General features: G+C 49.1%; 18 protein-coding genes and 1 tRNA gene. 5 read left to right on the plus strand and 14 right to left on the minus strand.

Annotated elements, in window-relative coordinates; genetic code table 11:
- From lpxA to KSW37_RS01030, 10 genes are all read right to left on the minus strand, one after another.
- Positions 1-771: an acyl-ACP--UDP-N-acetylglucosamine O-acyltransferase gene (gene lpxA / locus KSW37_RS00985; protein ID WP_022120462.1), complete on the minus strand. Its 771-nt coding sequence runs from the start codon at positions 769-771 to the stop codon at positions 1-3.
- Between the two features lie 15 nt (positions 772-786).
- A complete protein-coding gene (locus tag KSW37_RS00990) occupies positions 787-2,169 on the minus strand; it encodes a bifunctional UDP-3-O-[3-hydroxymyristoyl] N-acetylglucosamine deacetylase/3-hydroxyacyl-ACP dehydratase (protein ID WP_153080826.1) in 1,383 nt (460 codons plus the stop codon).
- A gap of 100 nt (positions 2,170-2,269) precedes the next feature.
- Entirely contained in the window at positions 2,270-3,301 is a 1,032-nt protein-coding gene (gene lpxD / locus KSW37_RS00995; RefSeq protein ID WP_153080825.1) for a UDP-3-O-(3-hydroxymyristoyl)glucosamine N-acyltransferase, read from the minus strand.
- Between the two features lie 202 nt (positions 3,302-3,503).
- On the minus strand, positions 3,504-4,346 hold the full coding sequence (pyrF, locus tag KSW37_RS01000; RefSeq protein WP_006847232.1) for an orotidine-5'-phosphate decarboxylase: 843 nt from the start codon (positions 4,344-4,346) through the stop codon (positions 3,504-3,506).
- A gap of 43 nt (positions 4,347-4,389) precedes the next feature.
- On the minus strand, positions 4,390-5,499 hold the full coding sequence (gene prfA / locus KSW37_RS01005) for a peptide chain release factor 1 (protein ID WP_022120458.1): 1,110 nt from the start codon (positions 5,497-5,499) through the stop codon (positions 4,390-4,392).
- A 17-nt stretch (positions 5,500-5,516) separates the two neighbouring features.
- The gene (locus KSW37_RS01010) at positions 5,517-6,665 is read right to left on the minus strand and encodes an AIR synthase-related protein (RefSeq protein ID WP_203068705.1); all 1,149 of its coding nucleotides are present in this window, start codon (positions 6,663-6,665) and stop codon (positions 5,517-5,519) included.
- A 59-nt stretch (positions 6,666-6,724) separates the two neighbouring features.
- Positions 6,725-7,471 carry a shikimate dehydrogenase family protein gene (locus tag KSW37_RS01015; protein WP_203068690.1) on the minus strand — a complete coding sequence of 249 codons (747 nt, stop codon included), beginning with the start codon at positions 7,469-7,471 and terminating at the stop codon, positions 6,725-6,727.
- A 12-nt stretch (positions 7,472-7,483) separates the two neighbouring features.
- Entirely contained in the window at positions 7,484-8,218 is a 735-nt protein-coding gene (gene ubiE / locus KSW37_RS01020; RefSeq protein WP_022120455.1) for a bifunctional demethylmenaquinone methyltransferase/2-methoxy-6-polyprenyl-1,4-benzoquinol methylase UbiE, read from the minus strand.
- Positions 8,219-8,229: 11 nt separating this feature from the next.
- Positions 8,230-9,180, minus strand: coding sequence for a phosphoribosylaminoimidazolesuccinocarboxamide synthase (locus KSW37_RS01025; RefSeq protein ID WP_022120454.1), 951 nt, complete (start codon positions 9,178-9,180; stop codon positions 8,230-8,232).
- 79 nt (positions 9,181-9,259) lie between these two features.
- Positions 9,260-10,246, minus strand: coding sequence for a PhoH family protein (locus tag KSW37_RS01030; protein WP_022120453.1), 987 nt, complete (start codon positions 10,244-10,246; stop codon positions 9,260-9,262).
- 232 nt (positions 10,247-10,478) lie between these two features.
- Here KSW37_RS01030 and KSW37_RS01035 point away from each other — a divergent pair, with 232 nt between their 5' ends.
- Positions 10,479-11,354, plus strand: coding sequence for a DUF5715 family protein (locus tag KSW37_RS01035; protein ID WP_217313046.1), 876 nt, complete (start codon positions 10,479-10,481; stop codon positions 11,352-11,354).
- 244 nt (positions 11,355-11,598) lie between these two features.
- Here KSW37_RS01035 and KSW37_RS01040 read toward each other — a convergent pair whose 3' ends face one another.
- From KSW37_RS01040 to KSW37_RS01050, 3 genes are all read right to left on the minus strand, one after another.
- Positions 11,599-13,854, minus strand: a complete 2,256-nt coding sequence (locus KSW37_RS01040; RefSeq protein ID WP_217313045.1) for a cation:proton antiporter — start codon at positions 13,852-13,854, stop codon at positions 11,599-11,601.
- 57 nt (positions 13,855-13,911) lie between these two features.
- Positions 13,912-15,135, minus strand: coding sequence for a peptidase T (pepT, locus tag KSW37_RS01045; protein ID WP_217313044.1), 1,224 nt, complete (start codon positions 15,133-15,135; stop codon positions 13,912-13,914).
- Between the two features lie 34 nt (positions 15,136-15,169).
- Positions 15,170-15,243 (minus strand) — tRNA-Arg (locus tag KSW37_RS01050).
- Positions 15,244-15,499: 256 nt separating this feature from the next.
- Here KSW37_RS01050 and asnA point away from each other — a divergent pair.
- A complete protein-coding gene (gene asnA / locus KSW37_RS01055) occupies positions 15,500-16,537 on the plus strand; it encodes an aspartate--ammonia ligase (protein ID WP_217313043.1) in 1,038 nt (345 codons plus the stop codon).
- Positions 16,538-17,356: 819 nt separating this feature from the next.
- Here asnA and KSW37_RS01060 read toward each other — a convergent pair.
- Positions 17,357-19,270, minus strand: coding sequence for a DNA polymerase III subunit gamma/tau (locus KSW37_RS01060; RefSeq protein WP_217313042.1), 1,914 nt, complete (start codon positions 19,268-19,270; stop codon positions 17,357-17,359).
- Positions 19,271-19,338: 68 nt separating this feature from the next.
- Here KSW37_RS01060 and KSW37_RS01065 point away from each other — a divergent pair, with 68 nt between their 5' ends.
- From KSW37_RS01065 to KSW37_RS01075, 3 genes are all read left to right on the plus strand, one after another.
- On the plus strand, positions 19,339-19,686 hold the full coding sequence (locus KSW37_RS01065; RefSeq protein ID WP_153092590.1) for an FtsB family cell division protein: 348 nt from the start codon (positions 19,339-19,341) through the stop codon (positions 19,684-19,686).
- The gene (locus KSW37_RS01070) at positions 19,670-20,095 is read left to right on the plus strand and encodes a hypothetical protein (RefSeq protein WP_217313041.1); all 426 of its coding nucleotides are present in this window, start codon (positions 19,670-19,672) and stop codon (positions 20,093-20,095) included. The genes KSW37_RS01065 and KSW37_RS01070 overlap by 17 nt, the downstream gene beginning before the upstream one ends.
- Positions 20,096-20,245: 150 nt before the next feature.
- On the plus strand, positions 20,246-21,070 hold the full coding sequence (locus tag KSW37_RS01075) for a DUF4369 domain-containing protein (RefSeq protein ID WP_217313040.1): 825 nt from the start codon (positions 20,246-20,248) through the stop codon (positions 21,068-21,070).
- The last annotated feature ends 4 nt before the right edge of the window (positions 21,071-21,074 follow it).

The following is a 21,074-nucleotide window of genomic DNA, read 5'->3' on the forward strand; positions in this document are numbered from 1 at the left end:
TTATCGGATAATGCCTCGCTGAGAACTCTCTACGAAGTCGATAATATACTGAATCTCCTTGGTAACCTCAAGATTCTTCTTGATTTCCTCGATACCTTCCTTCAATATGCCCTTGCTGTAGAGCAGGCGGTAAGCCTCATGAATGTTCTGGATGGTCTCATTGCTGAAACCGCGACGGCGCAGACCGATGAGGTTGATGCTGCAGTAGCGGGTTGGCTCCTTGCCGGCAATGATGTATGGAGGAATATCCTGAGAGAAACGGCAACCGCCCTGGATCATCACGTAACCTGCGATATGGCAGAACTGGTGAACGAGAACGTTGGCGCTGACGATGGCGTTGTCATCTACTACCACCTCACCGGCAAACTTGGTAGAGTTGCCGATAATCAAGCCGCTGCCAAGCACGCAGTCGTGAGCCACGTGAACGGTCTCCATCAGGAGGTTATTGCTGCCTACTACGGTCTTGCCCTTAGAGGCTGTACCACGAGAGATAGTAACGTTCTCACGGATACTGTTGTTATCGCCAACCTCGCATGTTGTCTGCTCGCCCTTGAACTTCAAATCCTGAGGCTTGGTAGAGATGCTGGCACCTGGGAAGAACTCATTGTTGTTTCCGATGCGGGCACCTACATGGATGGTGACGCTGTTCTGTAATACGTTGTTATCGCCCAAAACGGTATCCTTATCAATATAGCAGAAAGGGCCGATGATGTTGTTATCACCGAGTTTTGCCTCTGGGTGAACGAACGCTAATGGACTAATCTGATTCATATTTCTATTTTATTATTACTTGTTCTTAACAATCTGTGCAGTGAAAGTAGCTTCTGCCACCACCTGGTCGCCTACGAACATATAGCCCTTCATAGAGCTGATGCCATGACGTACAGGTGCGAGGAGTTCTACACGGAAGAGGAGGGTATCGCCCGGAACCACCTTCTTGCGGAACTTCACATCATCGAGCTTCATGAAGTAAGTACTCCAGCGCTCAGGCTCCTCCAACTGGTTGAGGACGAGCAGACCGCCACACTGTGCCATAGCCTCTACCTGGAGAACCCCCGGCATAACCGGCTCCTCAGGGAAGTGACCGGTGAAGAATGGCTCGTTGCTGGTTACATTCTTTACGCCCACGATGCTGTTAGGACCCATAGCAATGACCTTATCGACCAACTGCATAGGGTAGCGGTGAGGCAGGAGCTGACGGATGCGGATATTATCCATGATTGGCTCCTCGTTAGGATTGTAGATAGGAGCCTGAATCTCGTGCTTGCGAATCTCCTTGCGCATGAGGCGGGCGAACTTGTTGTTTACGGTATGGCCAGGACGGGTAGCGATGATGCGGCCCTTGATAGGCTTGCCGATGAGTGCCATATCGCCGATGATGTCGAGCAGCTTATGACGTGTACACTCGTTTTCCCACTGCAATGGGCGGTGCTGTATATAACCCAACTTGTTGGCATCCATGTGAGGCACCTTGAGATGGTCGGCGAGCTGGTCGAGCTGAGCCTGTTCTACCTGGCGCTCGTAGATAACGATGGCATTGTCCAGGTCACCACCCTTGATGAGGTTAGCCTGGAGCAGAGGCATGATATCGCGTACGAAAACGAAGGTACGGGCTGAAGCAATCTCCTCTGCGTATGTCTCCATCTTATCGAGGGTAGCAAACTGGCTGTTGATGAATTTGCTCTCGAAAGAACACATGGCTGTGATGCTGAAGTCCTCGTCTGGAAGAATGGTGATAACAGACCCGTTATTATCTTTCACCTCAATCTTATGACGGATGATATAGTAATCTTTCTCTGCATTCTGTTCCTGGATGCCTACGCTCTGAATCTTCTCTACATAAGGAGCAGCAGAACCGTCGAGGATAGGGAACTCAGGACCATTTACCTGGATGAGACAGTTGTCGATGCCGAGGGCATAGAGTGCTGACATACCATGCTCGATGGTAGAAACGCGGATGTCGCCCTTACCGAGTACGGTACCGCGCTGTGTTTCAACAACGTTTTCAGCTACAGCCTGGATGACAGGCTCGCCTTCAAGGTCGATGCGCTGTATTTTATAACCGGTGTTCTCTGGTGCTGGATTGAATGTTACGGTGAGGCTCAAGCCTGTATGCAAACCCTTTCCGCAAAGAGAGAAGCTACCTTTCAGTGTCTTCTGTTTTGACATAACGATTTATTTTAATGTTAGGTGTTAAATGTTAAGTGTTAACTTGTTGGGGCATTCGCTCATTTAACATTTAACACTTCACATTTAACATTGAAAAAAATTACTTTTTCTTTAATTCTTCAATCTGCTTCTTCAGGTCGTTGAGTTCCTTGTACATGTCAGGCAAACGACGGAAGATGGCCTGTGACTTGAAGTAAGCGCGCTGCTCCATAGGAGGAGTTCCGATGAGCTGCTGGCCGCTCTTGAGGCTGCCAGGAACACCGCTCTGGGCACCGAGGAACACCTTGTCGCCGATAGTGATGTGGCCGGCAATACCCACCTGTCCGCCAAACATACACCATTCGCCTACCTTCGTACTGCCTGCTACACCTACCTGAGAAGACATCACGGTGTTGGCACCGATGTCGGTATTGTGGGCAATCTGTACGAGGTTGTCGAGTTTCACGCCCTTGCGTACGTAGGTAGAACCCATTGTAGAACGGTCAACACAAGTGTTGGCACCAATCTCTACATCGTCTTCGATGGTAACGATACCAATCTGAGGAATCTTGTCGTATCCTTCAGGACCAGGAGCGAATCCGAATCCGTCGGCACCGATCACACAACCTGCATGAAGCGTAACGTTGTTGCCTAACTTACAACCGTGATATACGGTAACGTTCGGATAGATGAGTGCATTCTTGCCAATCTTCACACCCTCTCCGATGTAGGCATGAGGATAAATCTGGCTACCTTCGCCTACCTCTGCACCATCGCTGATATATGCGAATGCACCTACATATACGCCTTCAGCCACCTTAGCCTTTGGAGAAACGAAAGCCAGCGGATCGATGCCGGTCTTCTTAGGCTTCATAGATTCGTACATCTGCAGGAGCTTAGCCACACACTCGTATGCATTCTTCACACGGATGAGGGTAGTGCTGACAGGATGTTCCAATTCTACGGTCTCATCAATGAGTACGATGCTTGACTTGGTTTCGTAAACATAATGAGTGTATTTAGGGTTAGAAAGGAACGAGATGGCGCCTTCCTTACCTTCTTCGATTTTTGCGAAGGTGTTGACTATTGCGTTCTCATCACCTTCCACACGGCCCTGAACGAACTGGGCTATTTGTTGAGCGGTAAATTCCATAATTTATCTGTCTTCTAGTTTGTTTATTTAGGTTCCCAAGGCATCATTACCTTTAGGTAACCGCAATTTTGTTTGCAAAAATAGCAAAAAAGATTTAGATTCTCGACTTTATTTTGTAATATTTTGCTTTTTCGCCCCATAAAAGGGTATTTTTTAGGCGCAAAGCCTCTTTTTTAAGATACTTTGCGCCTAAATTGAGTTTTTATAACTTAGCAAGTTCTGCTGCCATTTCAGCCTGCAACTCCTTAGCTTTCTGACCTGCTACCTCAGCAAAGTCATCGCCGTTGCTGGCATAGATGATGCCGCGGGAAGAGTTTACGAGCAAGCCGCAATCCTTGATGATGCCATACTTGCAAACCTCCTGCAGGCTGCCGCCCTGTGCACCTACGCCCGGTACGAGGAGGAAGTGGTTAGGAGCCACCTTGCGGATGTCTTCGAACATCTTGCCCTGTGTAGCGCCTACTACGTACATCATGTTCTCATCGTTGCCCCATTCCTGGCTCTTCTTGAGAACCTTCTCGAAGAGGCGCTCGCCCTCCTTATCCTCGGTGAGCTGGAAGTCGTGACTACCCTTGTTGCTGGTCAGTGCCAGGAGGATAACCCACTTGCCGTCATACTCGAGGAATGGCTTGACAGAATCCTCGCCCATATAAGGAGCAACGGTTACTGAGTCGATATTGTATTCCTCGAAGAATGTCTGGGCATACATCTTGCTGGTGTTGCCGATATCGCCGCGCTTGGCATCTGCGATGATGAAGTGGTTAGGGTAGTGGCTGTGGAGATACTTGATGGTGTTTTCGAAGGCAATCATGCCATCGATGCCGCGGCTCTCATAGAAAGCCAGGTTTGGCTTGTAAGCCACACAGTAAGGGGCTGTTGCGTCGATGATAGCCTTGTTGAATCTGAATATCATCTCAGCTTCTGCGCCCTGGATGTCTTCACTCTCGGTGATGCACTTAGGCAACTTGTTGATATCTGTGTCAAGACCTACGCACAAGAAACTCTTCTTGGCGAAAATCTGCTCTACGAGTTCTTTTCTGTTCATTTCTTTAAATTATTTTGGGGGCAAATGTTTGCTCCACACGCGTTTATAATTCTGTTTCTTTCAGCTTCTCAGCGTTCTCGGCTACGGTCAGGGCATCAATCATGTCCTGAATATCACCTGCCAGGAAACCGTTGAGGTCGTGAGTGGTGTAACCGATACGGTGGTCGGTAACACGGCCCTGTGGGAAGTTGTAGGTACGGATTTTCGCACTGCGGTCGCCGGTAGAAACGAGGCTCTTGCGGCGGCTGGCGATATCATCTACATACTTCTGATGCTCACGGTCGTGGATGAAGGTATAGAGGCGGCTCAAGGCACGCTCCTTGTTCTTTGGCTGGTCACGGGTCTCGGTACACTCGATGAGGATTTCCTCTACCTCGCCTGTGTTAGGGTTCTTCCAAGGATAGCGGAGACGTACACCAGACTCCACCTTGTTCACGTTCTGACCACCGGCACCTGAGCTTCGGAAGGTATCCCACTTGATGTCACCTTCGTTGATGTTCACCTCAAACTTGTCTGCCTCTGGCAATACAGCCACGGTAGCAGCTGAGGTGTGCATACGGCCCTGTGTTTCAGTAGCAGGCACACGCTGAACACGGTGAACACCTGATTCATACTTCAATGTGCCGTAAACGTCAGTACCGCTCACGGCGAAGTCTATTTCCTTGTATCCACCTACTGCGCCTTCAGAAACAGAAGTCACGCTGACGGTCCATCCCTTAGATTCGCAGAATTTCTTATACATATTAAATAGGTCGCCTGCAAAGAGGGCAGCCTCGTCGCCTCCGGCACCGCCTCGGATTTCCATCTGTACGTTCTTAGCGTCTTCTGGGTCCTTAGGTACCAGCGCAATCTTGATTTCTTCTTCGAGTTTAGGCTGCAGCGCCTCGTTCTCGTTGAGTTCTTCGCGAGCCATCTCCTTCATTTCCGGATCGCTCTCGTTGGCAAGGATATCCTTTGCCTCTTTGATGCTGTTCAGGCAGTTGATGTATCGCTTGCGTGCGTCCATGATATCACCCAGGTCTTTCCATTCCTTGGTGAGCTTCACGTAGCGTGTCTGGTCGGCGATGACATCAGGGTCGGTAATGAGGGTGCTTACTTCCTCGTATCGGCTCTCTAAGCCTTCTAGCTTCTGTAATATGTTGTTATTATCCATTAATTTTAATTCTATTTTTAGTATTCGAATGTTCCGAATTCGCTCTTGATGGTCAGGCTGCGCTTGCCTTCCTCGATATGGCCCACAATCTGGGCATCGATGTTGAAGCTCTTGCTGATGGCGATAACCTTCTCGGCAACCTCAGGACGAACGTAGATCTCCATACGGTGACCCATGTTGAATACCTGATACATCTCCTTCCAGTCGGTCTCTGAACAGTCGTGGATTGCCTTGAAGAGTGGAGGCACTGGGAACATGTTGTCCTTCACTACCTTGCAGTTCTCGCCTACGAAGTGAAGAACCTTGGTCTGTGCACCACCGGTGCAGTGAACCATACCGTGAACCTCTGGGCGGAGCTCATCGAGAATCTTCTTGATGACAGGAGCGTAGGTACGGGTAGGAGAGAGAACCAACTCGCCGGCATTGACAGGTGAACCTTCTACTTCATCAGTCAACTTATACTTACCGCTGTAAACCAACTCGTCTGGCACGGCGTGGTCGTAGCTTTCAGGATAGTTCTCTGCGAGATACTTGGCGAATACATCGTGGCGGGCAGAAGTAAGTCCGTTGCTGCCCATACCGCCGTTGTACTTCTTCTCGTAAGTAGCCTGACCTGTAGAAGAAAGACCTACGATAACATCGCCTGGACGGATGTTGGCGTTGTTGATGACATCGCTGCGCTTCATGCGGCAGGTAACGGTAGAGTCAACGATGATGGTACGAACCAGGTCGCCTACATCGGCAGTCTCACCGCCTGTAGGATAGATGCCGATACCCATCTCGCGCATCTCGTGGAGCAGGTCGTCAGTACCATTGATGATAGCAGAGATAACCTCGCCTGGGATGAGCATCTTGTTGCGGCCGATGGTAGAGCTTACGAGGATGTTGTCTACGGCGCCCACGCAGAGCAGGTCGTCTGTATTCATCACGATAGCATCCTGAGCGATACCCTTCCATACAGAGAGGTCGCCAGTCTCCTTCCAGTACATGTAGGCCAAGCTAGACTTGGTACCTGCACCGTCGGCATGCATAATGTTACAATACTCTGGGTCGCCGCCCAAGATATCAGGTATAATCTTGCAGAAAGCCTGTGGGAAGATACCCTTGTCGATGTTCTTGATAGCGTTGTGAACATCTTCCTTTGCTGCGCTAACACCGCGCATCATATATCTATTGTTACTCATATTCTTACTTTGAACTTTGATCTTTGAACTTTATGATATGCTTATTTTTCCTGGTGCCAAAAGTCCCAGCTGGCGAAAGCCTGGAGAAGTAGCATCTCCAAGCCATTCTTTACTGTGGCTCCATGTTCTTTGCCCTTCTTCATGAAGAGGGTTTCGTCGGGATTGTAGATGAGGTCGTAGAGCAGGGTGTGGCTGTCCATTGCCTCGTAAGGCAGCTCAGGGCACTCGTCTACGTGTGGATACATGCCCACTGGGGTGCAGTTAACGATAACATTATACTCCTGGATGACCTCAGGGGTGATTTTTTCGTACTGGATTGTACCCGGACGCTCGTATCGACTCACGAAGACCGTCTCCAGTCCGAGCGATTTCAGACCGAAGTTGATAGCCTTTGAAGCTCCGCCAGTGCCCAGGATGAGTGCCTTCTTATGATAAGGCTCGATATAAGGTTCGATGCTCTTGGTAAAACCGATGACATCGCTGTTGTATCCTTTCAGATAAACATCTTCACCTCTGTGCTCCACCTTGATCACGTTGACGGCTCCGATAGCATTCGCCTCAGGGCTTACCACGTCGAGATAGCTGATCACTTTCTCCTTGTAAGGAATGGTGACGTTGAGACCCTTAAGTTCTGGATTTGAGTCGAGAATCTCGGTAAGATTTTCGATAGAAGGTATCTCGAAGTTGATGTATTGGGCATCGATGCCCTCGTTCTCAAACTTTTCGTTGAAATAGTTCTTTGAGAACGAATGCCCCAGAGGGTAACCTATGAGTCCATACTTGTCCATAATATTTTTATTTTATTTGGTTGCGAAATAGAGTGTGCAGATGCCGAAGGTGAGTCGCTTGAACTCTGCCTTTGAGAATCCTGCCTTTTTGAACACCTCCATCATTACCTCGCCCTGAGGGAATGCCTCGATGGTCTTGTTGAGATAACTGTAGGCACTCTGGTCTTTGCTGATGAGTTTACCATACATCGGCAAGACGGTGTTGCTGTAGATGCTGAACAGCTGCTTCATCGGGAAGCTGACCGGTGTGGTGAGCTCTACGATGCAGAGATGTCCGCCCTTTTTCAGTACCCGGCACATTTCCTTCAGTCCCTGGTCCAGGTTCTGGAAGTTCCTGATGCCGAAGGCTGCGGTTACTGCATCAAAGCTCTCGTCCTGGAACGAGAGGTTGAGGCAGTCTTCCTTGGCAAAGGAGATGGTGTTTTCCAGTCCCAGTTGCCTTACTTTCTGTCTGCCTATCTCCATCATGCCTTCCGAGATGTCTGCTCCGATCAGCTGGTCGGGATGTAGCATCTGTGCGGCTAGGATGGCGAAATCGCCGGTACCGGTAGCGATGTCGAGCATTTTTTTAGGAGAGAAGGGCGCAAGACGCCTGATTGCCTTCTTGCGCCATCCCTTATCGATATCCCACGAGAGACGGTGGTTCAGGGTATCGTAGGTAGGGGCGATGTTGTCGAACATCTCCTCTACCAGCTTGCCCTTGTCTCCTGTGCCCTCGTAGGGCTTTATCTGTTCTTGCTTATACATTTATATATAGTTTACTTGTGTGCAGCAAGCCACTCGCTTACGTTCTTCTCGATGCGGGCAGCGATGTCGCCTTCCTCAGCAGCCTTGTCGAACTTCTCGCCGGTGATGTGCTCGTAGAGTTCGATGTAGCGGTCTGATACGCTCTCTGCATACTCGTCGGTAATCTCTGGCATAGTCTGGCCTGGCTCGTTCATGAAGTTGTGCTCGATAAGCCACTGACGAACGAACTCCTTAGAGAGCTGGCGCTGTGGTTCACCCTTCTCAAACTTCTCCTCGTAACCATCAGCATAGAAGTAGCGGCTAGAGTCTGGAGTGTGGATCTCGTCGATGAGATAAACCTTGCCGTCGCGCTTGCCGAACTCGTACTTGGTATCTACGAGAATCAATCCCTGCTTGGCAGCGATTTCCTGACCGCGGGCGAAGATACGGCGTGTGTAGTCCTCCATCACAGCGTAATCCTCAGCACTAACAATGCCCTGGGCGATGATTTCTTCCTTAGAAATGTTCATGTCGTGACCTTCGTCAGCCTTTGTAGTAGGAGTGATGATAGGCTCTGGGAAACGCTGGTTCTCGCGCATACCGTCAGGCAACTTCACACCGCAAATCTCGCGGCAGCCCTTCTGATAGTCGCGCCATGCACTACCGGTGAGGATAGAACGGATGATCATCTCCACGCGGAAACCTTCGCACTTCAAACCTACGGTAACCATTGGGTCTGGAGTAGCCAACTTCCAGTTTGGACAGATGTCTGTAGTAGTGTCCAAGAACTTAGCTGCAATCTGATTGAGCACCTGTCCCTTGAAAGGGATACCCTTAGGCAGAACAACGTCGAACGCTGAGATTCTGTCGGTAGCGACCATCACGAGGAGGTCGTCGTTAATGTCATACACATCACGTACTTTACCGTGGTAAACACTCTTCTGTCCATCAAAATGGAAATCTGTCTTTGTTAATGCTTTCATTTTACTTTGAACTTTGAATTTTGAACTTTGAACTTTATGATATGCCTTGAGTAATCATTCAGTTCATTCTTCATTCTGATTATTTTGAATTATCTTTTTCTGCTTTCTGAGCTTCCCGTGCTTCCGCTCTCTCCTTGTCATACTTGTCGTATGCGTTTACGATGCGGGTTACGAGTTTGTGGCGCACGATATCCTTCTGTCCCAGCTTCACCACTCCGATACCTTCCACACCGTCCAGAATCTTGAGCGCCTCTTTCAGTCCGCTTCGCTGTTCGCGTGGCAGGTCAATCTGTGTCAGGTCGCCGGTGATAATCATCTTGGTGTTCATGCCCATACGGGTGAGGAACATGCGAATCTGTTGGGAGGTAGTGTTCTGTGCCTCGTCGAGGATGACTACGGCATCGCTGAGTGTGCGTCCGCGCATAAAGGCGAGCGGAGCAATCTGGATAATGTGCTTTTCCATCATATCCTGCAGCTTTACGGCAGGTATCATGTCTTCCAGCGCATCGTAGAGCGGTTGGAGGTATGGGTCAATTTTGTCTTTCATATCGCCAGGCAGGAAACCGAGTTTTTCGCCGGCTTCTACGGCTGGTCGCGAGAGGATGATTTTCTTGATGGCTTTCTCCTTGAGGGCCTTTACGGCAAGGGCGATGCTGAGGTAGGTCTTACCGGTACCGGCTGGTCCTACGGCAAATACCATGTCGTTCTTTTCGTAAGCATCTATCAGCTGCTGCTGGTTTTCGCTGCGGCTCTTGATAGGTCGGCCGCTGATGCTGTATACCAGCACGCCTTTCACGCTGTCCGCCTTGGTCTGTTTTCCTTTCACGATGTCCAGGATGTCTTCATCATTGAGCATGTTGTATTTAAGCAAGTGCTTGCGCATCTGCTCAATATCCTCTTCCACCTTTGCCATTTCCTCCTCGTCGCCGAGCACACGAATCACGTTGTCGCGTGCCACGATACGCAACTTAGGATACAGCGATTTAATCATCTGCAGGTGGGCATTGTTCACACCGTAGAACATCACTGGATCGATATCTTCGAGTACAATATGTTTCTCTATCAAAATGTCTTAATTCTATAAAGTTTAAACTATCCTATCTAATATTTTGTTATATAACGCTGCAAAATTACTACTTTTCCATGAAATGAGCAAATTTCGGCGAATAAAACATTCTTTAAATATTAAAAAAGCTATTTTTTCGAGAGTTTTTGTTACCTTTGCAGCTAAATTTGGCGATACGGCTCCCGTTTTGCCTGAAGAATATAGAATATTATTTCGTGAAAATAAGATAATTATGAAGATTAGTAAGAATAGATATTTACAGGGTTTTGGTATTGTGGTTTTGCTTTTGGCGCTGGTGAGAGTCATCTTCCCGGGGGTGGCAAAACCGAAAACGGCGGCTGCTGATGCGGCTGATTCTACATTGGTGGCTGCGAAGGATTCGGCTGCTTCTGATGCTTCTTCTGCTGAGATTTCTGATGCTCCCGCTGGTGCTGATGGAAATGTGGCTGAGGACCTGAAGAAGGATGAACTCTCTGTTATGCCTGATACGGCACAGAGCGGCAAGCCTTCTATCTTCTTCGACAAGGATGGCAAGGAGGTGAAGCATCGCATCTTCTCGGTGCCTCATTTCGGTAATACTTTCCCCGACCAGCAGGATGTGCAGATTCTGGCGGCTACAAAGCACGGCGTGAAACCGGTGCAGAACCGTCTGGAGGCGGAGAACAGCAAGGGCAAGCTGGTGTATGTGGGCAGCAATCCTTTCTTTTATGTCGACAAGCTGAACAACAGCATTCCTTACCTGGTGCCTCGTGCCTCTGTGCTGCTCCAGGATATTGGCCGTGCCTATTTCGATTCGTTGCAGATCAAGGGCATTCCGCTGCATAAGATTATCGTGACGAGCATTCTGCGTACCAAGGATGATGTGGCGAAACTGCGTACCCGAAACGGTAATGCTACCGAGAATTCGTGCCATCTTTATGGTACTACCTTCGATATCTGTTACAACCGCTATAAGCAGATTCAGACCCGTGAACAGCCTCGCCGCCAGGTGCAGAATGATACTCTGAAATGGGTGTTCTCCGAGGTGCTCCGCGATTTCCGCAACAAGAACCGCTGCTATATCAAATATGAGGTGAAGCAGGGCTGCTTCCATATCACAGTGAAGTAATCTGGTTGTTCCCGGCACGCCCTGAAAGGGCAGAAGCTCCTAGCCCAGGGCAGCGCCCTGGGTATAAAATATAATAATAAACATGCGCCCTGTAAGGGCAAAAGCTTTAAAATACTTAGTGATAATAAAGCTTTTGCCCTTACAGGGCGTCTTGCTGACTGCTACTATACCCAGGGCGCTGCCCTGGGCTAGGAGCTTCTGCCCTTTCAGGGCGTATGGAGCTTATTTACGAAAGTTCTTTTATTTAATTCTTGATTCTCTTCAAATCTGCTTCTTCTCCCACTATCCAGATGATGTCTCCCTTCTTGAAGACTCGGGTAGGGGATACGTGCGTCAGATTCTCACGACCTTCTTCCAGTCCTACCACCATACAGTTGTATTTATCCCTTATTCCGCTTTCTATCAGCGTCTTTCCCAGGAATTCGCTGCCGCCGCTGATGATGAGCTGGCTGAGTTTCATTTCGCGCTTTTCTATTTCAGCCTCCTCAGGCAGTAGGTCGCTCTGCAGGGCGGTATTGAATTTCTGCAGCTGGTCGTCGTTGCCGATTACCTGCAGCTTGTCGCCCGGAAAGATGATCATGTCGCCGTTCGGGATGTTCAGGCGGTGGGAACCGCGGCGAATGCTGCTCATGTCAACACCGAAACGCTGGCGCAGATGCAGCTCTCTCAGCGATTTGCCAGTCCAACTGCTATCTTCAGGCACTTCAAATTCGCTGATGTGGATATCCCGGTCTAGCAGCCTGCCCTCGTAGAGCGGCCGCTTTTCGCCGTTCACCTGAGCCGCAATATCGCGCGAACGCAGGTTGTGGACGAAGACGCGCTCCATCACGATGCTACGCTTCTTGATGCGGCGGGAGGTCAGCATCAGCATCACCACGGCGGCACCGATGCAGACAATCAGCGCATTGGTAAAGCGCGAGAGGAAATTGATGATATAGAAGATGAAAGCCAGTGCTATCATGAAGCGCACGAACACCGTAAAGAGCAGCGGCACGCGGTTGATGCTGCTCTCCACCCAGAGGCGTTTCCACTCGGCACTGTGGTTCTTCTTCATCACGATGGCGCGCAGGAACGGTGAGATGAACAGGACGGTGAGCAGACCGGTGATGGCGTTGGCATACCAGTGGAGATGCCAGCCGGGCAGCAGATTGCGCATCAGCGGCAGCACGAAGGTGAACATCAGGGCGATGACGGCTGCCGAGAGGATAGAGTAGGCGGTGGTGTTGACCAGCATCTGTCGGATCAGCGATTTCCACTTGCTCTGTTGCTGCGTCTGGGGATGACTCATCGCAAAATGGTTCAGAATATGGATGAGTTTGTCGGGCAGATGTTTCTCCATTACCTGATAGGTAGGTGTGGCAAGACGAATCATATAAGGTGTAAGGAAGGTGGTGATGACGCTCACCGCTACCACTACCGGATAGAGGAACTTGCTGATGACGCCGAGCGACAGACCCAGCGAGGCGATGATGAAAGAAAACTCACCAATCTGAGCCATCGAGAAACCGCAGCGCATCGCCGACTTCAGCGACTCGCCTCCGAGCATGAATCCGAAGGTGCCGAATATCGCCTGACCTACCAGTATCGTGCCCACCAGGGCGAGGATAGGAACGGCATATTCTATCAGAATCTTCGGGTCTACGAGCATACCTACCGATACGAAGAAGATGGCTCCGAAGAGATTCTTTACCGGTTCTACGAGTTTGATAATCTTCTCTGCCTCAATGGTTTCTGCCAGTATGCTGCCCATGACGAAGGCTCCGAAGGCGCTGCTGAACCCCACCTTGGTGCTCAGTACCGCCATGCCGCAGCACAGACCCAGCGAAACGATGAGCAGGGTTTCGGCATTGATAAGTTTCCTTACCGAACGCAGAAACCACGGAATGGCGAAGATGCCCACGATAAACCATACGCCCAGGAAGAAGCCTATCTTCACGATAGAGGCAAGCATCTGCCCGCCGTCGGGACTGCTTCCGCTCGCTATCGCCGACAGCATCACCATCATCACGATAGCCAGGATATCTTCCAGTATCAGCACGCTCATCACCATCGATGCAAACTTCTGGGTGCGCAGCCGCATATCATCGAATGCCTTATATATAATAGTGGTGGAGCTCATGGCGAGCATACCGCCCAGGAAGATGCAGTCCATCCTTCCCCAGCCGAAGCCGTGGCCTACGCTGATGCCCAGCATCATCATGCAGAACACGATAACCACTGTGGCGATGATGGGAGAAGCGCCCATCTTCACGATTTTCTTGAACGAGAAGTCGAGACCGAGCGAGAAGAGGGTGAAGATGACACCGATGTCGGCCCAGGTCTGGATATCCGTCTCGTCGACTACCGACATGGTGTAGGGCATGTGTGGCGAAACCAGGAATCCCGCCATGATGTATCCCAGCACCAGCGGCTGCTTGAGCCTTTTGAAGATGAGGGTTACGATGCCTGCCACCATCAGGATGAGGGCGAGGTCTTTTACTAAAAATGGAATTTCAGCCATATTTTTCTGTTTATGAAAAAGGGGAATTTAGATGTGTCTAAATTCCCCATATCTGTATTAATCATTAAATTCTTCTGTGATTTCCGCTATCTTCACGATGGTCTTCACTACCTTCTCCATTACCTGGATGCTCACAAACTCGTGAGGACCGTGGAAGTTGACACCGCCGGCGAAGATGTTCGGACAAGGCAGACCCTTGAAGCTCAGCTGGGCTCCGTCGGTACCGCCGCGGATAGGCTCTACACGAGGTGGAACGCCGCTCTCCTGCATCGCTCTGAGCACGATGTCAATGACGTGCATGTTAGGATCAATCTTCTCCTTCATATTATAGTACTGGTCGTAGATAACCGCCTTTACGGTTCCGTCGCCATACTTCTCGTTCATCTTGTTCACGCAGTCCTCGATGAAGTCCTTGCGGCTTTCAAACCTGTTGCGGTCGTGATCGCGGATGATGTAGCTGAGTTTTGCCTCCTCGCAGCGGCTCTCGATGCCGATGAGGTGGTAGAAGCCCTGGTAGCCTTCAGTCTGCTCAGGAGTCTCGTTCTCAGGAATCATGTTCTGGAATTCCACAGCCAGTCGGCTTGCATTCACCATCTTGCCCTTGGCATAGCCTGTATGAACGCTCACGCCCTTGATGATGATTTTAGCTCCGGCAGCATTGAAGTTCTCATATTCCAGGTCGCCCAGGTCGCCGCCATCTACGGTGTACGCCCAGTCGCAGCCAAACTTCTCTACATCGAAATGATGCGCACCCATACCGATTTCCTCGTCAGGATTGAAACCTACGCGGATATCTCCGTGCTTGATTTCGTCATGGTCGCGCAGATAGCACATAGCCTGTACGATTTCAGCGATGCCCGCCTTGTCGTCGGCACCCAGCAGGGTAGTACCGTCTGTCACGATGATATCCTCTCCCTTGTGAGCCTTCAACTCAGGGAAAGTCTCAACGCTTGAGATGATGCCCGGGCTCAGCTCGATGTCGTTGCCGTCATAGTTTTTGATGACGCGCGCCTTAACATCCTTTCCGCTGGCATCAGGCGATGTATCCATGTGTGAAATAAATCCGATGGTAGGAGTCTTTTTCTTGGTATTGCTCTTCAGGGTGGCATAGATATAGCCCATGTCATCCATTTCGACATCGCTCAGTCCTTCGTCCTCAAGTTCCTTTTTCAGGTACTTGGCAAATTCGAGCTGTTTTGCCGTACTAGGCACGCTGGTCGATTCTTCGCTCGACTGTGTGTCGAATTTCGTATAGTTTATAAATCGTTCTACTAAATCCATGTTTTCAATTATTAATCATTTTGTTGTTTCGGGGTGATCTCGGTGGGATTCAAACCCACGACCTTCAGAACCGGAATCTGACGCTCTATTCAGCTAAGCTACGAGACCCTCTTTCTGACGCCCGTTTCTCCGGTTGTATGACATCGAAACGGAAGTCGACTGCAAAATTACTGCTTTTATTTGAAATAACCAAATATTTGGGGCAGATTTTTTCATATATATAATGTGTATTTGTGAATTGTTCTACAAAATGCTACTAAAAAACTTAAAAATGCTATCATTTTGCGAAAAAATACGGAAAAATGCTTGCAGATTAATTATTATTTTGTACCTTTGCAGCGCAAATACTAAATATGAAATAAAAATGAGCAATTTGATAAAACCTGAAGGGTACAAGGCGCTGCTGGATATGCGCCAGACCGAAATGGGTATTAAAATGATAAAAGAATTCTTCCAGCAAAACCTGAGCACCGAGCTCCGTCTGCGTCGCGTTACCGCTCCGCTCTTCGTATTGAAGGGTTTGGGTATCAATGATGACCTGAACGGCGTAGAGCGCCCTGTAAGTTTCCCTATCAAGGATTTGGGTGATGCCCAGGCTGAGGTGGTTCATTCTCTTGCCAAATGGAAGCGACTGACGCTTGCCGAGTATGAGATTGAGCCTGCTTATGGCGTATATACCGATATGAATGCCATCCGTGCTGACGAAGAATTGGATAATCTTCATTCGCTCTATGTTGACCAGTGGGACTGGGAGGCTGTGATTACCAAGGAAGACCGTACCATCGCCTTCCTCGAGAATATCGTGCGCCGCATCTATGGTGCCATCCTGCGTACCGAGTTCCTGGCTTGCGAGCATTATCCTCAGCTGAAGCCTTTCCTGCCTAAGGATATTCATTTTATTCATGCGCAGGATTTGCTCGATATGTATCCAGACCTTTCTCCTAAGGAGCGCGAGGATGAAATCTGCAAGAAGTATGGCGCTGTATTTGTAGAGGGCATCGGAGGCAAGTTGAGCGATGGCAAGAAGCATGATGGCCGAGCTCCTGACTATGATGACTGGAGCACCGTGGCTGAGAACGGCAAGGTGGGACTGAATGGTGATATCCTTATCTGGTATCCTGTTCTGGGTCGCAGTTTCGAGCTCAGTTCTATGGGTATCCGTGTTGACAAGGAGAGTCTGCTGCGTCAGCTTAAGCTGGAGGGCAAGGAGGATAGAGAGAAGCTTTACTTCCATCAGCAGCTCCTGAACGACAAGTTGCCTCTGAGCATTGGTGGCGGTATCGGTCAGAGCCGTCTGTGTATGGTATTGCTTCATAAGGCTCACATTGGTGAAATCCAGGCTAGCATCTGGCCTGAGGAGATGCGCAAGGAGGCTGAGGAAGCGGGCATGAACCTCATTTAAGCCTTTCTGCCGGTGCGTCATGGTGTATACTGTGATGTGCTCATATTCAGTTGATCTTTTTAAGATAATAATAATTTGCTTACGAAGGCTCCCGGTGCTTTTCTGCATCGGGGGCTTTTTTTGTTTTATACCTTGAGGCTGTGTTTTACAGCCTCAAGGTTTGACGTTGTGTTTCGCAACGTCAAACCTTGCTTTTCGCAGGGTGTAAAACCTTGATGTCGCGTTTCGCGACATCAAGGTCTGCGCTTCATGAAAAAAAATGAATACGGTGCAAAAGTACTACAAAATTTCTGAACCGCCAAATTTCACCCTGCAGAGTTATGTTAAACCGATTTTAACATTCCGGCTTTCGTAGTTAAACAAAAAAAGTCGTAGAGTTGCGGGGGAGAAAACTATATTTTGTAAAATGTTTCTCTGTGTGTTTTGAGCAAGAGAACAATGAGATGCTATAAGAAAAGCCATTTCTTCTGACTACTTCCTTTTTACCCAGAAAGCGTTACAGTGTGACAGTTGTGACAGTTGTGACAGTTTTCAGCGCCTACCCCTCCTTCCCTTTCTTTAGAGGTAAATTATTATATATATAATATATATAATAATTTAAATATATATACTTATAATTTGATAGCTGCAAACTTGCAATATACCCCCTCCGCTGAAAACTGTCACAACTGTCACAACTGTCACACGGTAACGCCTTAGATCTTTTCTCTTCTATATCTCTTAAAGTGCCAGGCTTCTGATATTTGTAAAACAATTTTCTCCACTCCGTATAGGTTGTCCTACATGGAGTGGAGAATTTCGTATCGTGTGAAGTGTCTTTTACGTCATAACCAGATCCAGGTCCTTTGTGAGTTTTTTCATCGCAGGGTTCTTCTCCATAAGAAGTTCCAGAACTTCATTCTTGGTCAGAATCTTGCCCATCTCTTCCTGTTCGGCAAGGCGGTAGTTGATGGTCAGCTCGCTGTTGTGCAGACCTAGGACGAAAGTCTTGAGAATACGGTTCTTGATGTTCAAAACCTCATCCAGCAAGAGCTGGTTGTTGATGATAACCTCAATCTGCGGATAGTTGGTTATCTTCGGTACGATACTCTTCATTCGGTTGGCTAAGCCTATGAAATCCAACTTGTTCTGCATTCTCATGCACATACTGAACCATGTTGCTTCCACCTGCTCCTGGGTGAACTCGTTCTGGTCGCCCGTGATGGTTGCTTTTTCCTCATTGGCATCATCATACGGACTGTGCTGGCGGCGCAGGTTCTCGTCCCTCTTCTTCAGGTTAGAGAAGGTCATGCCGATGCCGCCCAGGTTGAGATTCTTGAGTCGTGGCTTATGAGGCGATGCTGCATCAACAGCTCCGGCAGAGGCAGAACCTTCTGAAGAGACTGGTGCGGATGCGGTGGCAGATGTAGAATAAGATGCAGCATTGGAAGCTGCAGAAGTGGCTGCTGAGGCTCCGGAAGAAGGCACAGCAGTAGCTGTAGCAGCAGACGCTCCCGGCTGTGATGGCCGGTTTTCGCTGCTGCCAGAAGGCTCAGAACCTGCACCCTGAGAGGCAAGCTTAGACTGAGCCAGAAGTTTCTGAAACAGGGATTTTAATCTATTGGGCGTACGCCCCGCACTAGGCACATCCTGATCCTCAGGCTGCGTAATCTGGCCTATCTGTATCAGGGTGAGCTCAACCAGTAATCGCTTGTTGCTGCTGGCGCGGTAATGGATATCGCACTGGTTCATCAGTTCCAGCGCCTTATATAAGAAAGGTGTAGGTGCCTTCTGGGCCTGAGCCTGGAACTTGGCTTTCTGGTCGTCGCTGGTTTCGAGCAGAGGCAGGGTCTGAGGGTCTTTCGCCATCATTACATTGCGCACGTGCTGGGCAAGACCCTGAATCATGTTGCCGCCATCGAAACCGCGGCTCAGAATGCCGTCGAGCGTTACCATCATCTCTGCCACCTTGTTCTCCAGAGCCAGGTCTACCAGACGGAAATAGTTGTCGCTGTCGAGCACGTTCAGGTCCTCGATCACCTTCTGGTAAGTGATGTTGCCCATGCAGAAGCTGGCAGCCTGGTCGAAGATAGAGAGGGCATCGCGCATACCTCCGTCTGCCTTTTCGGCTATCACGGCGAGCGCCTGCTCTTCATATTGTATGCCTTCCTTCTCAGCCACCATCTTCAGGTGGTTGATCGTGTTGGCCACCGTCATTCGCTCGAAGTCGTAAATCTGGCATCGGCTCAGGATGGTAGGCAGAATCTTATGCTTCTCGGTTGTGGCGAGGATGAAGATGACATGCTGAGGCGGCTCCTCCAGCGTCTTGAGAAAGGCGTTGAAGGCGGCTGTAGAGAGCATGTGGACCTCGTCGATGATAAACACCTTATACTTGCCCACCTGAGGCGGGATGCGGGTCTGCTCCATCAGAACCTTAATCTGGTCAACACCGTTGTTGCTGGCAGCATCCAGCTCGAAGATGTTGTAGGAACGCTGCTCATTGAAGGCACGGCAGCTCTCACATTCGTTGCATGCCTCGCCGTCTTCGCGAGGGTGCTCGCAGTTGATTGCCTTCGCAAAAATGCGGGCACAAGTGGTCTTTCCCACACCTCTCGGACCGCAGAAAAGGTAGGCGTGCGCCAGCTTGCCGCTCTTCACTGCATTCTTCAAAGTGGTGGTCAATGCACTCTGTCCGACAACCGAATCGAAGGTCATCGGACGGTACTTTCTTGCAGAAACTATATACTCTTCCATTATTTTTTCTTAATTGATGATGCAAAGATAACAAAAAAATATTATCTTTGCAAACAAATTCGGAAGAAATGAGTAAAAAACTTGGTATTATATGGAATTATCTCGCTCATTATAAGTATCTTATAGTGATTGTAGCGGGTGTTCTGGTAGTTGGTGTGGTTGACGACAACAGTGTAAGACAGCACATTAGGTACCAGATAGAGATAGCTACGCTCCGTTCGGAGATAGAAAAATATCGTGAGCAGTATGAAAGCGACAAGCATACCCTGCGTGATATGCAGCATGGTGTGCGGGCATTTGAGAAGATAGCCCGTCAGCGTTATTTCATGAAGGCTGATGATGAAGACATCTTTGTATTGAGTTCGGATATTCCGGAAAAAACTAACGAACAAGACGAAAATGAAACAATTGAGTAAACTGGAAAGTGTTATTTTCTTGCTGGGCGGCGTGCTGATGGTTGTCGGTGCGGCGTGCTTTGCATTTGGTTTTTCACATCCGCAGCTGGTGCAGATAACGAGCTGGGGATTCCTGTTGGGCACCATACTCTTCAGCGTGATGCAGGCGATGCAGGTCTATGAGGGGTCTTCGCTGGTTATCCATCGCCTGAAGAGAATGCAGTATGTGGCAGACATCTTCTTCGTGCTCTCGGGCATCTCGATGGTAGATACAGTGTATGCTTTCCTGCGCCGCTGGTTTGAGAACTATGAGACCTATATCACCTATTTCTATAATAAGTGGGTAGTCTTCCTTCTCATCGCAGCTCTGCTGGAGCTGTATACCACGCATCGCATTTCTCATGAACTGAAGAAGGAAAACAATCAGTAATATAGAAAGGACGAGAAAAAAGCTTTCGGTGGCCAATAGGAGTGCAAACAAAACATAAATCTTGTAAGAATGAATTAAATTGCTGCAATTTATTTCGTCAGTTCAAATTAAGATTGTACTTTTGTTCACCGAAAGTGATATAGAAAGCTTATGAATAGAATATTTTACGCATTCATTGCCTTGATGGCACTAGCATCTTGTGCCAACAGTTACGATATCTCGGGTACTTCTAACGTAAGTACTCTAGACGGACGCATGCTGTACCTTAAGATACTGGAAAACAACGATTTCAAGAACGTGGATTCTTGCGATGTAGTACACGGACAGTTCCATTTTCAGGGCTCTGTCGACTCTATGAAGATGGCGAATATCTTTATGGATAATGACCCTGTGCTGCCGCTGGTACTGGAGAGTGGAAGCATTACGGTGAAGCTCGATGATACACAGCAGGTAGTAAGTGGCACTCCGATGAACGATAAGCTCTTCGGATTCTTCAAGAAATACCAGCAGATTCAGAATCAATTGCGCGAACTGGTACACAAGCACGACCAGGCTATCATGAACGGTAGCGACATGGTGGCTGTCAACAAGCAGCTGAACGAGGAATCCATCCGCCTCTCTGAGCAGGAAGACAAGCTCATCACTTCGTTTGTTACCGACAACTTCAATAATGTGTTGGGTCCGGGCGTCTTCTTCCTCGTTACGATGGGCAATCAGTATCCGATGCTCTCTCCTTGGATTGAGGACATCATGAGCAAGGCTACCGATTATTTCAAGAACGATCCTTATGTAAAGGACTATTATAAGAAAGCTCAAGAAAATCAGGAGATTATGAACGGTACCCGAGATGCGCAGGGCGGCATGCAGCCAGAGATGGAGGCGGCTCCACAGGTAAATCCTGATGCGGCTCCGGCACCTACAGCCAACGAACTGGCTGCGCCTACGATTCCTGAGAAACAGGAAGGTCAGGAGTAAAAAC

It is taken from the genome of Segatella copri (assembly GCF_019127135.1).
Lineage (GTDB): Bacteria > Bacteroidota > Bacteroidia > Bacteroidales > Bacteroidaceae > Prevotella.

Excerpts from the sequence above, each read along its gene's own strand:
- lpxA (WP_022120462.1), bottom strand. The coding sequence starts at position 771 with ATGAATCAGATTAGTCCATTAGCGTTCGTTCACCCAGAGGCAAAACTC.
- prfA (WP_022120458.1), bottom strand. The coding sequence starts at position 5,499 with ATGGATAATAACAACATATTACAGAAGCTAGAAGGCTTAGAGAGCCGA.
- asnA (WP_217313043.1), top strand. The coding sequence starts at position 15,500 with ATGAGCAATTTGATAAAACCTGAAGGGTACAAGGCGCTGCTGGATATG.
- KSW37_RS01015 (WP_203068690.1), bottom strand. The coding sequence starts at position 7,471 with ATGGACAAGTATGGACTCATAGGTTACCCTCTGGGGCATTCGTTCTCA.
- KSW37_RS01075 (WP_217313040.1), top strand. The coding sequence starts at position 20,246 with ATGAATAGAATATTTTACGCATTCATTGCCTTGATGGCACTAGCATCT.
- KSW37_RS01025 (WP_022120454.1), bottom strand. The coding sequence starts at position 9,180 with ATGAAAGCATTAACAAAGACAGATTTCCATTTTGATGGACAGAAGAGT.
- ubiE (WP_022120455.1), bottom strand. The coding sequence starts at position 8,218 with ATGTATAAGCAAGAACAGATAAAGCCCTACGAGGGCACAGGAGACAAG.
- KSW37_RS01060 (WP_217313042.1), bottom strand. The coding sequence starts at position 19,270 with ATGGAAGAGTATATAGTTTCTGCAAGAAAGTACCGTCCGATGACCTTC.
- KSW37_RS01010 (WP_203068705.1), bottom strand. The coding sequence starts at position 6,665 with ATGATGCGCGGTGTTAGCGCAGCAAAGGAAGATGTTCACAACGCTATC.
- KSW37_RS01065 (WP_153092590.1), top strand. The coding sequence starts at position 19,339 with ATGAGTAAAAAACTTGGTATTATATGGAATTATCTCGCTCATTATAAG.
- pyrF (WP_006847232.1), bottom strand. The coding sequence starts at position 4,346 with ATGAACAGAAAAGAACTCGTAGAGCAGATTTTCGCCAAGAAGAGTTTC.
- KSW37_RS01070 (WP_217313041.1), top strand. The coding sequence starts at position 19,670 with ATGAAACAATTGAGTAAACTGGAAAGTGTTATTTTCTTGCTGGGCGGC.
- lpxD (WP_153080825.1), bottom strand. The coding sequence starts at position 3,301 with ATGGAATTTACCGCTCAACAAATAGCCCAGTTCGTTCAGGGCCGTGTG.
- pepT (WP_217313044.1), bottom strand. The coding sequence starts at position 15,135 with ATGGATTTAGTAGAACGATTTATAAACTATACGAAATTCGACACACAG.
- KSW37_RS01040 (WP_217313045.1), bottom strand. The coding sequence starts at position 13,854 with ATGGCTGAAATTCCATTTTTAGTAAAAGACCTCGCCCTCATCCTGATG.
- KSW37_RS01035 (WP_217313046.1), top strand. The coding sequence starts at position 10,479 with ATGAAGATTAGTAAGAATAGATATTTACAGGGTTTTGGTATTGTGGTT.
- KSW37_RS00990 (WP_153080826.1), bottom strand. The coding sequence starts at position 2,169 with ATGTCAAAACAGAAGACACTGAAAGGTAGCTTCTCTCTTTGCGGAAAG.